The sequence below is a fragment of the Novosphingobium chloroacetimidivorans genome (assembly GCF_014204535.1).
Classification (GTDB): domain Bacteria; phylum Pseudomonadota; class Alphaproteobacteria; order Sphingomonadales; family Sphingomonadaceae; genus Novosphingobium; species Novosphingobium chloroacetimidivorans.
In genome coordinates this window covers 203,333-216,930 of record NZ_JACHLR010000002.1, presented here as the reverse complement: position 1 = coordinate 216,930, position 13,598 = coordinate 203,333, and the positions used below count along the sequence as shown (strand labels likewise).

Annotated in this window: 11 protein-coding genes; 4 read left to right on the top strand and 7 right to left on the bottom strand. The window is 65.1% G+C overall.

What is annotated here, in order from left to right; genetic code table 11:
• Positions 1-32: 32 nt before the first annotated feature.
• On the top strand, positions 33-785 hold the full coding sequence (locus HNO88_RS03465) for a FadR/GntR family transcriptional regulator (protein WP_312856989.1): 753 nt from the start codon (positions 33-35) through the stop codon (positions 783-785).
• A gap of 120 nt (positions 786-905) precedes the next feature.
• Here HNO88_RS03465 and HNO88_RS03460 read toward each other — a convergent pair whose 3' ends face one another.
• Complete coding sequence (locus tag HNO88_RS03460; RefSeq protein WP_184242678.1) at positions 906-2,246, bottom strand: sugar MFS transporter; 1,341 nt, start codon at positions 2,244-2,246, stop codon at positions 906-908.
• Positions 2,247-2,403: 157 nt separating this feature from the next.
• Here HNO88_RS03460 and HNO88_RS03455 point away from each other — a divergent pair, with 157 nt between their 5' ends.
• Positions 2,404-3,570, top strand: a complete 1,167-nt coding sequence (locus HNO88_RS03455; protein ID WP_184242677.1) for an aldose epimerase family protein — start codon at positions 2,404-2,406, stop codon at positions 3,568-3,570.
• Positions 3,571-3,591: 21 nt separating this feature from the next.
• A complete protein-coding gene (locus HNO88_RS03450; protein ID WP_184242676.1) occupies positions 3,592-5,400 on the top strand; it encodes an IlvD/Edd family dehydratase in 1,809 nt (602 codons plus the stop codon).
• Positions 5,401-5,966: 566 nt separating this feature from the next.
• Here the strand turns inward: HNO88_RS03450 and HNO88_RS03445 are convergent.
• Genes HNO88_RS03445 through HNO88_RS22815 form a run of 3 tightly spaced genes read right to left on the bottom strand, consistent with a single transcriptional unit; the run spans position 5,967 to position 9,576 of the window.
• The gene (locus tag HNO88_RS03445) at positions 5,967-7,139 is read right to left on the bottom strand and encodes a glycosyltransferase (RefSeq protein WP_184242675.1); all 1,173 of its coding nucleotides are present in this window, start codon (positions 7,137-7,139) and stop codon (positions 5,967-5,969) included.
• A gap of 8 nt (positions 7,140-7,147) precedes the next feature.
• Entirely contained in the window at positions 7,148-8,356 is a 1,209-nt protein-coding gene (locus HNO88_RS03440; protein WP_184242674.1) for a glycosyltransferase family 4 protein, read from the bottom strand.
• A 5-nt stretch (positions 8,357-8,361) separates the two neighbouring features.
• The gene (locus HNO88_RS22815; RefSeq protein WP_312856988.1) at positions 8,362-9,576 is read right to left on the bottom strand and encodes a glycosyltransferase family 4 protein; all 1,215 of its coding nucleotides are present in this window, start codon (positions 9,574-9,576) and stop codon (positions 8,362-8,364) included.
• A 43-nt stretch (positions 9,577-9,619) separates the two neighbouring features.
• On the opposite strand from HNO88_RS22815, the gene HNO88_RS03430 reads away from it, so the two are divergent.
• Entirely contained in the window at positions 9,620-10,714 is a 1,095-nt protein-coding gene (locus HNO88_RS03430) for a glycosyltransferase family 4 protein (RefSeq protein ID WP_184242672.1), read from the top strand.
• 289 nt (positions 10,715-11,003) lie between these two features.
• On the opposite strand, the gene HNO88_RS03425 is transcribed toward HNO88_RS03430, so the two are convergent.
• From HNO88_RS03425 to xrtV, 3 genes are read right to left on the bottom strand one after another with little or no spacing between them, the layout of a single operon-like run.
• Positions 11,004-11,834, bottom strand: a complete 831-nt coding sequence (locus HNO88_RS03425; RefSeq protein WP_184242671.1) for a hypothetical protein — start codon at positions 11,832-11,834, stop codon at positions 11,004-11,006.
• The gene (locus HNO88_RS03420; protein ID WP_184242670.1) at positions 11,831-12,559 is read right to left on the bottom strand and encodes an exosortase C-terminal domain/associated protein EpsI; all 729 of its coding nucleotides are present in this window, start codon (positions 12,557-12,559) and stop codon (positions 11,831-11,833) included. The genes HNO88_RS03425 and HNO88_RS03420 overlap by 4 nt, the downstream gene beginning before the upstream one ends.
• On the bottom strand, positions 12,556-13,461 hold the full coding sequence (xrtV, locus tag HNO88_RS03415; RefSeq protein WP_184242669.1) for an exosortase V: 906 nt from the start codon (positions 13,459-13,461) through the stop codon (positions 12,556-12,558). The genes HNO88_RS03420 and xrtV overlap by 4 nt, the downstream gene beginning before the upstream one ends.
• Positions 13,462-13,598 lie beyond the last annotated feature (137 nt).

Below are 13,598 nucleotides of genomic sequence, written 5' to 3'. Positions count from 1 at the left end.
TGTTACGTTCCTCGGCGGAGGAACTGCCCACAGTGACGGATACCGATCTGACGACCGATGATAGCGCCAGGAACATCGATGCGGGCCGCGGGCCTGGCCGCCGCCTTCACGGCGCCATCGCCCATAGACTCGGCACCGATATCTTGTCGGGCAAATATGCTCCGGGCGATATCCTATCGGGCGAAGTCGCCTTTGCCGAGGAGTTGAACGTCTCGCGCAGTGCCTACCGCGAGGCGATCCAGGTGCTTACGGCCAAGGGCCTCGTCGCCAGCCGGCCCAAGGCCGGGACGCGCGTGCTGCCGCGCGATCGCTGGAACCTGCTCGACCCCGAGGTCCTCGGCTGGGCCTTCACGGGCGAGCCGGACAAGGAATTCGTGCGCAACCTGTTCGAATTGCGCGCCATCGTCGAACCGGCGGCAGCCAGGCTCGCCGCGCAGCGCCGTGACAAAGCGGATCTGCGCGAGATGAAGACGGCGTTGACCGCGATGCGCCAGCACACGCTCACGACCGAGGCGGGACGCGCCGCGGACCGGGACTTTCACAAGGCCATCCTCCAGGCGACGCGCAACGACGCGCTGCTGGTGCTCAGCGCTTCGATCGGAGCGGCGGTGAACTGGACCACCGTGTTCAAGCAACGCGCCCGCGCGCTGCCACGCAATCCCATACCCGATCACGTCCGCGTATATGACGCGATTGTCGCCGGCGATCCGGGGGCTGCGGCCGAAGCCATGAACGTTCTCGTCGATCTCGCGCTGGAAGACATGCGCGGATCGATGCCGGACTGACAGGAAGCCGGACCGGGCTGACCGCCCCGGACTTCCGCGACGACGGACCGAGCCGAAGCAATCCGCTAAACGCGCCACATGGCGGAACCGGTCCCGGGTCGAGCCCGGGACGAGGTCGGATTACTCGTTCCCGACTGGTGCCACGTCCGGCTCGACATGGGTCGGCTTGCTGCCCCACAGCGCGTAGAACAGGATGTAGAGCTCGCATGCGGCGGTGAGCAGGAAGGAAGTCTGCAGGCCATAGTGATCCGCGATCCAGCCCTGCACCGCCACCAGAGCGCCACCGGCGATCGCCATGACCAGCAGGCCCGAGCCTTCCTCGGTCAGCGGGCCCAGGCCGCGAATGCCCAGCGTGAAGATCGTCGGGAACATGATCGAGTGGAACAGGCCGACCGAAATCAGCGCCCACATGGCCACGTGACCGGTGGAGAAGACCGCTATCGCCATGACCACGAACGCGCCGACGGCCGCCACCGCCAGCACCTTGGCCGCATCCACCTTGGCCATGATCGCCGAACCCACGAAGCGGCCGACCATCATCCCGCCCCACAGCAGGGTCAGGTAGTGGCTCGCCTCGGTGGCGGTCATGTTGCCGATCTCTGGCCGCACCACGAAGTTCACGAAAAGATTGCCGACGCCGATCTCGGCAATGAGGTAGATGAAGATCGCACCGACGCCGAAGGTCAGGTTGCGGTGCTGCCATAAGGGATGGTTCCAGAACCGCGAGACGATCGAGCCCGTCTTCTCGTGCACCTTGGAGCGCTGCGTCGCCGCGCCGAGCGCAGGCAGGGGGAAGCGACCGATGATCAAGGCCAGCACCACCAGCACCGCCGCCACCAGCAAGTAGGGCAGGATGACCGACTGAGCATCGGCCAGGCGCTCGGCCTGGGTCAGGACCGTGCCGGCGTCGGCCGTCCCGCCCTTGCTGCGGCCAAGGATGAGATAACCGCCGAAGAGCGGCGCCAGCATCGTCCCGGCGGAGTTCATCGCCTGCACCAGGTTGAGGCGGGCCGAGGCGGTTTCCGGCTTGCCGATCACGGCCACGTAGGGGTTTGCCGCCACCTGCAGCAGCGTGATGCCGCTAGCGATGACGAACAGCATCAGCAGTGTGACGCCGTAAGATGGAATGATCGCCCCAACCGTCATGCCCACGGCTCCGGTCGCCATGATCAACAGGCCGGTGACCAGCGACTTCTTGTAGCCGATCCGCTCGATCAGCAGCGCGGAGGGGATCGACGCGAAGAAATAGGCGATGAACCAGACCGACTCGATCAGCGCCGCCTGGAAGTAGCTGAGCTCGAACACCGACCGAAGATGCGGCAGCAGTGTGCCGTTGATGACGGTGATGAAGCCCCACATGAAGAACAGGCTGGCAAGCAGCGTGAGAGCCGGTGCGTAGCGCACGGTGCCGGTTTGTGCCGAAGCGGCCTGGGTGGCAGTGGATGAGGCCACAGGGGGCATGCAAGGTCCTCTCTATTCAGCGCTTGCACAATGCCCGGCGAACCAGCTTGCGCTTCTTCTATTTGTCGGACTATAGGTCGGCAATAGCTTCGTCAATGGTCTGGCCTGATCGACCCTGGCGCAGCCGCGAGGCAAGTCGTGTAGCGGGATCGAGGACATGAGGAATATGGCGACACCTTCTGCGACGCGTCTATCACCGGCACTCGCCTCTGGCCTGGCACTCGCGCTGGGGGCCAGCCCGGCCCTTGCCGCGCAGGCAACCCAGGCGAACGCGGGAACGCTGTCGGACGGCAGCCCGGTCACCGCGGTCACGCTCAAGGCCGACAACGGCATATCCGCTACGATCCTCACGTTTGGCGCTACCTTGTGGAAGCTAGAGGTACCCGATCGTGATGGCAAGGTGGCCGATGTCCTGCTCGCCTACGACAAGGTTTCCGATTTCGAGACGCGTCCGAACTTCTGGGGTGCCACGATCGGCCGCTACGGCAACCGCATCGCCGGCGGTCGGTTCACGCTGGATGGCAGGACCCACACTCTGCGGCAAAACGATCACGGGCAGTCACTGCACGGTGGCGGCAAGGGCTTCGACGTCAAGAACTGGAAGCTGGAGTCCGTCAAGTCCGGCAAGACGGCAACGGCCGTGCTCTCGCTCGTCAGCCCCGATGGCGACTCCGGCTATCCCGGCACCGTGAAGGTCAAGGCCACCTACTCGCTCGACGAGGCCGGCAACCTCACGATCGCCTTCGACGCGACCACCGACAAGCCGACCGTGCTCAACCTTACCAATCACGCCATCTTCAACATGGCCGGCGAAGGCTCTGAGCGCGATGCGCTGACCAATGTGCTGACCATCCCGGCCAGCCGCTACACACCGGTGGACGACAAGCTGATCCCCACCGGCGAGCTGCGTGCGGTCACCGGTACTGCGTTCGACTTCACCAGGCCCAAGCGGGTTGCGGTCGGTATCCGGGATGGTCGCGACCAGCAGATCGTCTACGGCCGCGGGTTCGACCACAACTTTGCACTGGACAAGGGCGTGACCCAGGACCCGCAACTCGCCGCCCGCCTGGAGGATCCGGTTTCGGGTCGCGTGCTCGAAGTGCTGTCTACAGAGCCTGGCCTCCAGTTCTACTCCGGCAATTTTCTCGACGGGACTTACCTCGGCAAGCAGGGGCACCTCTATCGCATGGGCGATGGGATCGCGCTCGAGCCGCAGAAGTTCCCGGATGCACCCAACCACCCCAACTTCGCCTCGACCCGCGTGGATCCGGGCAAGCCCTATCGCCACGTGATGATCTATCGCGTCACGACATCGCCGCGCTGAGCCACGGAAACGAACACCACCATGACTGACAAGACCGTTCCCGCCCCGACGTTCAAGCTGCGTTCGCGCGCCTGGTTCGACAATCCCGCCAACATCGACATGACCTCGCTTTATCTAGAGCGTTATCTGAACTTCGGGATCAGCCTGGAAGAGCTGCGCTCGGGCAAGCCGATCATCGGAATCGCCCAGACCGGCAGCGACCTGTCCCCGTGCAACCGCCACCACATCGTCCTGGCCGAGCGCATCCGCGAGGGCATCCGCGAGGCCGGCGGCATCGCGATGGAGTTTCCGGTCCACCCGATCCAGGAAACCGGCAAGCGCCCCACGGCCGGGCTCGACCGCAACCTCGCGTACCTCGGGCTTGTCGAGGCGATCTACGGCTACCCGCTTGACGGCGTGGTGCTGACGACCGGCTGCGACAAGACCACCCCGGCTCTGCTGATGGCGGCCGCGACCGTGAACATCCCGGCCATCGCGCTGTCGGTCGGGCCGATGCTGAACGGCTGGCACAAGGGCGAGCGCACCGGATCGGGCACGATCGTGTGGAAGGGCCGGCAGATGATGGCGGCGGGCGAGCTTGACGAGGAAGGCTTCATCAAGCTCGTCGCCTCATCTGCGCCGTCCACCGGCTACTGCAACACGATGGGCACGGCGACGACCATGAATTCGCTTGCCGAGGCCCTGGGCATGATGCTGCCCGGCTCGGCCGCCATCCCCGCGCCTTACCGCGATCGCCAGGAAGTCGCGTGGCGTACCGGCAAGCGCATCGTCGACATGGTGCACGAGGACCTCAAGCCCTCCGACATCCTGACGCTCGAAGCGTTCCGCAACGCGATCGCCGTCAATGCCGCGATCGGCGGCTCCACCAATGCCCCGATCCATCTGGCCGCCATCGCCCGCCACATTGGCGTCGACCTGCCGCTCAAGGACTGGGAGACCTACGGGCACAAGATCCCGCTGCTGGTCAACCTGCAGCCCGCGGGCGAGTACCTGGGCGAGGACTACTACCGCGCCGGCGGCGTTCCCGCGGTCGTTGCACAGTTGATCGGCCAGGGGCTGATCCACGAGGACGCGATGACGGTGAACGGCCGCACCATCGGTGAGAACTGCCGCGATGTCACGATCGAGGACGAAAAGGTCATCAAGACCTTCGACCAGCCGCTCGTCGAGGAGGCCGGCTTCCTGGTGCTGACCGGCAACCTCTTCGATGCCGCGATCATGAAGACCAGCGTCATCTCGTCCGAGTTCCGCCAGCGCTATCTCTCGAACCCCGAGGATCCGGAAGCGTTCGAGGGCCCCGCCGTCGTGTTCGATGGTCCGGAGGACTACCACGACCGCATCGACGATCCCGCGCTGGGCATCACCGACCAGACGCTCATGTTCATGCGCGGGGCCGGGCCGATCGGCTACCCGGGCGCCGCCGAAGTCGTGAACATGCGTCCGCCGTCTTACCTCATCACCGAAGGCATCCACGCCCTGCCCTGCATCGGCGACGGCCGCCAATCGGGCACCTCTGGCAGTCCCTCGATCCTCAACGCCTCTCCCGAAGCCGCGGCGATGGGTGGCCTGGCCCTGCTCAAGACCGGCGACCGCGTCCGCATGGACCTCAAGCAGGGCCGCGTCGACGTGCTGATCTCCGACGAAGAGCTCGCCGAGCGCCGTGCTGCCCTGGAAGCGGAAGGCGGGTACAAGTACCCCGCCTCCCAGACCCCGTGGCAGGAAATACAGCGGGCCGTCGTCGGCCAGCTGGACACCGGCGCGATCCTGGAAGGTGCGGACAAGTACCAGCGCATCGCGCAGACCATGGGCCTTCCGCGCGATAACCACTGACACGCGATGGCCTGCCGCTCCAACGGCCGTTTCATTGACTGACATGGGTGCGGCACCGGCCCATGCCGCCGTCGAGCCTCTCACGAAGCGCACGATCGTGGGAGGCTGGACAGGGGCTGGTCCTGCAATCGATCCCGGCTTGCCGGGTCGGTCCCAGGCGCAACGGAAACGGACCCGATCGATCGTACGAGAAGAAGCGAGAGCAGTGGTGATTCGGTGAAAGTGGCCTGCAGTGTGCGTACGATCAGGCGTTCTATCAGGCAGAGTGCCCTGCTCTCGCACCGAGCAGCTCGACATCATGATTCCAGCACCGGTCACGCGCGTCACCAACAGCGCGTTGGCTGGCCATGAGCCTGGCCGCCTGTTCGTTGATCCTGCTGCGACGGGCATGACAGCACCAAAGACACTGCGGCAGCACTCAAACTGGATCTAGAGCAGGGCTTCACCGCGCGAAGGTCTACGCAGGCAAGTGGCTCACGGGTCGTGACCCTTGTCACTCCCGGCGGCTCAAACCGTCGCGCTCGTCCAGCGCTCACGCATCCCGGATGACACGAAGGCACCGCGCATCACAGAGAGGACATCCGCGGCAAGCGCTCGGCGCGAGCGCCGAGTGGTGCCATGCCGACCTCCCCGAACTCGTGGGCAAAGGCGTGATTGATGCTGCTGCGCATGGCGATGGCTTGCCGGTATACGGCACGCAGGGCCGTGACTGTCCGATCGATGGTGAAGTGCCGCAGGAAGCGCTGCCGCCCGGCAACGCCCGCCGCGCGCAGATCCGCATCGCTCGGCGCGACCAGCGCCATTGCCAGCGCAACGGGATCTTCGGGTGGAACCAGCCAGCCGGTACGGCCGTGCTCGACCACTTGCGCGAGACCTCCGACATCGGACGCCACGACCGCCCGGCCGGCTCGCATGGCTTCGACCGCGACAAGCCCGAACCCCTCCCATCGTGAGGGAACGACCACACAGTCGGCCCAGGCGAGTTCGCGGCATATCCGGTCCTGATCGCACCATCCCAGTGCGGTCACTCCCGGTTGATCGAGCACCGGCGCCTCGTCACCGACAACGGACGCGCCGATCACCCGCAAGTCGACACGTCCGCCCAAGTCGCGCATGGCCTGCAGCAGCACGTCGACGCCTTTTTGCCGATCCAGCCTGCCGACGAATAGGACGCGACGGATCGGACTGCACTCAGGCGGAGGCGGAGGCGGCGCGTCGCCGATGCCGTTCGGCACGGTGACGATGCGTTCCGGCGCAATGCCGACTTCGATGCCGCGCGCCCGCTCGTAGTCGGAGATGGCGATCACGCCTTCACACCGGCGCGAGAGCCAGCGCTCCACGCGGGCGACACACCGTTGCTTTGCAATCGAACCTGCCATGTCGAAGGCCCAGCCATGCGCGCAGTAGACGATTGGCGGGCGCTGCGCCCTCAGCATCAGGCCTATCCGTCCAACGGCACCCGCGAAAGTCGAGTGCAGGTGGACGCAGTCCGGCTTGAATTCGCGCACGGCTTGGTCGGTGGCGCGCCAGAGCGCCAGGAGCGATGCCGGAGAGCGACCCCGACTGGCAAAGAGGCTGCGCTTGGCCGTGGGAATGTCCGGCACTTGCACGATGTGTTCATCAGGCACCACGACATGGAGATCGTGTATCGCCGGGTCGCTCAGTTGCGATGCGACGACTTGGTTCAGATAGGTGCCGCATCCCCCTTTGACGGACTCCGCGACGTGCAGGATACGCATGGCCGCCCTCAGGCTGCCCGCGCCAGGCGCGCGGCGATCACATCGCGGTAGAACGCGAGATAGCGCTCCGCGACGATCGGAGGGCGAGTCTCGCGCAGCACGTGCCCGAATGCGGTCTTGCCAGGCAGCCGTTCGCGACCGTGATCGACGGCTCGTTGCAGCCGGTCGGCGAGTTGCTCGGCATCACCCGGGGCGAACAACCACTCGGCGTTGTCATGGCCGATCAAATCCGGGATGCCTCCGGACCGCGCGCCGATCGCCGGCACGCCCATCGCATAGGACTCCAGGATCGTGCGCGGCAGAGGCTCGGCCCAGATCGACGGGGCGACCATGACATCGATGCCTTCGAAAAACGCGCGTGCATCCATGAAGCCGGGAAACGTCACGGGCAGGCCTGCGGCCCGTTCGACGAACGGCTCGAGCGAATTGTTGGCCTTGCCCGCGATCACCACCTGCCAATTGCCGGGACGAAGCCGTCGCGCGGCATCGATCAGGGTGCCGACGCCCTTCTCTTCGTTGATGCGGCCCAGATAGCCGATCGTGAAGGGCTGCCCTTCGCGCGAGGGGCGCTCATAGTCCTCGCCCGCGCCTTCGACCACGGCAGGGTTCCAGATCACGCGCTGCAGGTCCGAGGGCAGATGGTCGAAGAAGCCGGCGCGTCGATGGATTTCGAGCGTCTCCTGACCGACCGCGGCAACGCCATCGGTCAGGCGGTGACGCCCGACTTTTGCGAAGGTCATGACCTTGCACTTGACCCCGCAAGGCCCTCCATCGTGCCACATCGATGCGTCGGCGCAGAGCAGGTCGTAGTCGCGCAAGGTGTGCACGATCGGGCGGTTCCGCTCGGCCGCCGCCTCCCACACCGTGGTCGAGACATCGACCATCGAATGGGTGTGGACGATGTCCGGCGCGAACTCCTCGATGACGCGGGCGAAATGGTCACGCAGGCGATAGTTGAACTGCTGCGAGAACTTGCGCCACCCACGTTCGAGCTTGCCGTGTTGGGGCCATTCCTCCGCCCAGAAACGCGTCTCGTGCGGCATGCGGAAGACCTGCACGCCGTTGCGTTCCTCGCGCACGAAAGCCCCCGGAGTGGTGCATGCCGCAGCCACGCGATGACCAAGCGCGGTCTGCGCCTCGGCCAGCATGGCGACGGAGCGCTCCGCGCCGCCCAGGATGTGTGGCGGATAGAGCATGCTGAGATGGAGTATGCGCATGGCGGTCACCCGTGTGCCGCAAGCGACGGCGTCGCCGCGTCGCCCGCAGTGCGGTAAAGTTCGAGATAGGTCTGAGCGACGGTGCGGGGCGCAAGTTCTTCGAGCAGGGCTGCGACCGCGCCTTGCCTATCAGCGGGTAGCGCTCGCCCTTCGGCGATCGCGCGCGCGATGGCAGCAGCCATGGCCGCCACATCGCCCGGAGCGACGGTCCAGCCCGGTTCCACGCGTTCGACGACTTCGCCGATCACGCCGGCACGGGTCCCGATGACGCGGCACCCTGCGGCGTAGCCCTCGACCATGGTCAGGCCGAACGGCTCGTCCCATAAAGGTGCGCAGATCAGGACATCGATCTCGCTGAGGAACGCGGCGGCCTCCACATATCCCTCGAAGCGTATGGGGAGCCCGCGCGACTGATGTTCGAAGGCCGCGCGCTCTGGTCCGTCGCCTGCCACGCGCAGCGTCCAGCCACTGCCCCCCACCAGGCGGCATGCGTCCAGGATCGGCCCGAGGCCCTTCTCTCCCACGAGACGACCGAGAAATCCGAACCTCAAGGGTTCGCCTGCCTTGCGGGGAGTCCGCGGACCTGCCTGGGCCAGCCTTGCCGGGTTCCACACCACCCGGCGCCGCTCCGGCGGAAGATGATGGAACAGTCCATGCTCGAGATGGGTGTCGAGCACCGTGCGCGACACGGCCGCGACCACGTCGATCCGATCGTGCAAGGCGCGCTTGGGCGCCGACAGCAGGCGGCAGGCCGCGTGGCGCGGCCGGCACCTGCGTCCGTCCTTGTAGAGCGCACCGCGGATGCACAGCAAATCGTAGTCGTGCAGCGTGTGCACGATCGGCACCCCACGGCGGGCGGCCCGGTCCCATACAGAAGGCGGCAGTTCGACCATGGAGTGGGTGTGCAGAACATCCGGTTCTATGTCGTCCAGAAGCGCCGCGAATTCGGAGCCAACCCGCCGGTTCAGAACCGTAACCGCCTTGTTCGCCAGGCGGAGCGGAGACGGATAGCGGTGCGAGCTTTCGATCCACAATGGGTTGCGCGCGCCGAGTGGGCGCGTGGCGACGCCGTGTCGCTCCCCTCGCGGTTGCGGGTCACGAACGAGCGAACAGGCATGGACCTGATGACCAGCCAGAACCTGCGTCTCGGCCAATATGGCGGAAACTTTCTCCGCTCCGCCGACCGATGCGGGTGGATAAAGGGAGCTGAGGTGAAGTATGATGATGGCCTAAGACCCCATAAATCTGGAAACCTGGCGAATTATGACTGCGACACCGCCAAAGGATATTGTCATCAATGGCCGATTTCTTACGCAGAAACTCAGCGGTGTTCAGCGTTATAGTCGTGAGATCGTTCAAGCAGCCGATCGTTTGATCCATTCTGAACATACACGTTTCGGTGGCCGGCAGTGGCGGCTGCTGGTGCCTTCCGGCGCAGATCCACAGTTCCGATTGCAGGCCATCCGCATCGAGCAAGTGGGGGCCGGCGACGGCCATCTGTGGGAGCAGCGCGACTTGGCGGTTGCCTCGCGGGGAGCCCGACTGGTCAACCTGGGCAATTCAGGCCCGCTGCTGCACCGCGACCGTCTGGTGGTGATCCATGATGCGGCGGTATTCCGCACACCCGGCAACTTCGGCCGGCGCTATCGTCTGATGCACAAAGCGCTCGGCAGAGCGCTGGCGGCAACCGGCCGGATCGGCACCGTGTCGCAGTTCTCCCGGGACGAGCTTTCGCAAGTGCTGCATCTCGATCCAGACAGGATCGTCGTGATCAACAATGGATGCGACCATTTCATCGGACGCGACAGAGACGAAAGGGTGCTCGATGCTCTCGGTGTGGAGCCTCAGCGCTATTTCCTGTTCGTCGGCAACCATGCGCCCAACAAGAACCTGCGCTTCCTGCTAGAGGCATTCTCGCACATCGGACGCGCGGGCGCCAAGTTGGTGGTTGCCGGCTCGCTCGACCGCGGCGTCTTCGGAGACGGTCGCGCCATAGGGGGCGAGGATGTCGTGCTCGCCCCCGGGCTCAGCGATGCGAAAATTGCCGCGCTCTACTCGCATGCGACCGCGCATGTTTTCCCCAGCGTCTACGAAGGTTTCGGCATCCCGCCCCTTGAAGCGATGGCAAGTGGCTGTCCCACGATCGTATCCGACATTCCGGTTCTTCGCGAGGTCTGTGGCGATGCCGCCAGTTACTTCAGTCTGTCCGATCTGGATGGATTAGTCAGCCTGCTCAGGCAGCATTGGGACTTTCCGCAGCGTGGAAGCGCACAGCGATCGGCTGCCAGTGAGAGACTTGAGCGCTTCACGTGGGAGAGAAGTGCTCGCACGCTGATCGAGGCAGTCACCAGCGACTAAAGCCGTAGGACTTTCGGAAGATCGAGTGGTACCTAACGACGCAGCGCCCTATTCCACTCACTTATGGGCTGCCGACAATCGAGATCGTCGCTTGTTACGATTGCAGTATGCAAGTGCATCCAAGCAGCACGCCACGCAGACCATCACATGAGGACGACCAATCAGGTGGCCCAAGCCGCAGGCGATCAGCCTTCAGGTCTAGCGTCGCCGAGGTGGAGTCTTGCTTTGGCGCCAATTGCGCACGGTGAACCTCCAAAGCAATCAGCCTAAGCTCCATCGCGCCAAACGATTAGGGCGCCTGACTTGCATCCGAGCTGCTCGGCCGGTAGCCCGGCTGGTAGGAAACCTTGGCTGTCTTGCGGAGCGCCGCCAGCTTCTCCTGCACTTTCACCTGCTTTAGCGCCAGCACAGCTGCGGCCGACTTCTCGGCCGGAGGCAGCGGTGCATCGCGCGTTTGCTGTGCGGCGACAATCAGCAGCCGTCCGCCCTGCGCCACGGCGATCGGCGTTTCCGGCGGGAGCGTCACCAGCTTACGATACAGTGCGAGCGGCAGGCCGGTCGAATCGAGCACCGCTCGCTCCCGACGATAAGGCTGGTCGTGCGCATCGAGGTACGCCGCGATCGCGTCATTGGTTTGAAGCGGCCCAATGGCCTCTTTGTTGGGACCACTATCCGCCGTCTCGATCCGGTCGATAAGAAACAGCTTGCGGCCATCGAAGCGTTGCGGGTTCTGGGCCACGTAAGCAGCAATGGCGGCAGGCTGCGGTGGCGGGATCTCGCTGATCCACCGATCGAACAGCGTGCGGCTGAGCATCACCTCCTGCAGCCGCTTGGCCTGGGCTACGAAGCGAGGCGTCTGATCCAGTTCGAGCCTCTTGGCTTCGGCGGCAGCCAGCTTGCGATCGACGACACCGCTCAACATCGCCGCGAGCTGCGGCTGCGCAACATCGCCGTTTGCAGCTCCAGGCTCGGTGGCGAGTTCGCGGCGAGTGACTTCCTCGCCATTCACAACGGCCACCACCTGGCCTTCGGGAGCCTTCTTGTCACAGCCGGCGAGCAGCGCTGCCAGGCAGCACGCCATCATCACGAGCGGCTTTGCGGCTTGATACGGCGTGATCATGGCAGGCTGTCCTCTCTATCCTTGTCGCCGAACACGATCGTGCGCCCACGCGGCGACAGCGCGTGGTCAAGCTCGGCGGTGAACGATCGTGCCGCCTGCAGGCCGAGCGGCAGGTCCGGAGTCGGCACGGACAGGCGGACCAGCAATCCATCGGGCACGCGCCCGGCAAAGTTCTCCCTCGCCACCAGGATCGACTGCGCCGTGCGGCTCTCAGGGAAATGCGTGCCGATGCGCGACCAGAATAGCACTTGCTCCACATAGCCGTTGGCGCGACGCGCCGTGAGCACGCTGGCCGGGATCGTCGCTTCGCTCATCACCAGCGGCACTGGCTGCGGTTCGGTTATCGTGAAGCCCTGCTGCGGGTAGCATTCTTCGGGTCGATGCAGCTCAAGCGACAGGTTCTGCACGCTGCCGTAGGCGAACAGCGCCATGATCGGCAGCAAACCGTCGGCCTGGTACACCCGGGTGAGCACCTGATCATATAGCTTCTGCGACAGCTCGTCGCCGGCCGGAAGGATCAGCCCCGAGCTGGATGCGAAGCGGTAGGCACCTACGCGCTTGGGGATCGCCGCATCCAGCTGGTCTTGGGACAATCGCGCGAACATGCGGCGCGGCTGCATCAGTTCGGAGGCCGCAGTCACCGCAAGCGCCAGTGATCCGATCAGCACCTCTCGGCGGCTCGCCCTAGGCAAGGGCTGGCGCAGGTTGAAGGGAAGCGCAGTCACCGCGATGCTCGCCCACGGATCAGCAGCGGCGCGAGCATGCGATCGAGCGCAAGCAGCGTGCCCAGCGCGACAAGAAAGATGAACAGGCCTGCCGCGTCATGCAGGATCCCTTGCCCGGCAGCCTCGCCGCCGTAGTACGTGATCAGCAGCAAGGCGATGACCCGCACCGCATTCGCGAACAGTGCCACCGGCACCATCAGCAGCGCCAACAGCGCGGCATATCTCATGTGGGCGCGATGGAGCAGGTACACGTAGAACAGCCCGATCGCGGTCAGGCTGAGGATCGAATTCATTCCCGAACAAGCAGCCGCCACGACAAGCTCGTACTGCCCGATGTAAAGCAGCACCCCATCCCGAGCGACGGGATAACCAAGCATGCCCAGAGCGCCGACCGCCCCGCCGGCGACGAGATCCTTCAGCGCGTGCGTCAGCGGCACGACAAGGTTGTCCGGCGGCGGAATGACGAAGGCAAGATAGAGGATCGGTATGCGCAGCGACAGCAGCTGACGCCATCCAATCATCGCATAGAGCAGCATGATCAGGCTCAGATAGATACCGAGTAACTGGAGCCACTGCTTGGCCGTGACGGCGGCGATCACAGTGCATAGTCCGACGACCACGAGCCCGAGCGGCACCAGCCACCCGGCCGCGCGATCGAATTGCGTGCGCAGCCCGGATGCCTCGTGGTGCAGCAACCACAACCCGGTCAGCAGTATGATCGGACCGGCGGCGCCCTGCTCGGTCGACCAGTAGTTACGCGCCAAGGCAGCAAGGCCGGGAATGGCCATGATGAGCGCAGACAGAGCCACGTACCAGTGGCGGACCCACCAGCGCGGCTCCGCGCGATACGTGTCGCTCACGCAGGTGTCGACTTCGACCAGATCGGGCGCAAGAGCTTGCATGGCCCTTCGCGTAGAGCGAGGCGGGGCGGTTCGCCTATCGAGATCATGTCCAAGGTGATCCGATTAGGCCACGTAGAAACACGTGAGCGGAGGTGTGGCGCGGTGCTATTCCGGAAGATGGGCTGCCGCGCAGATGG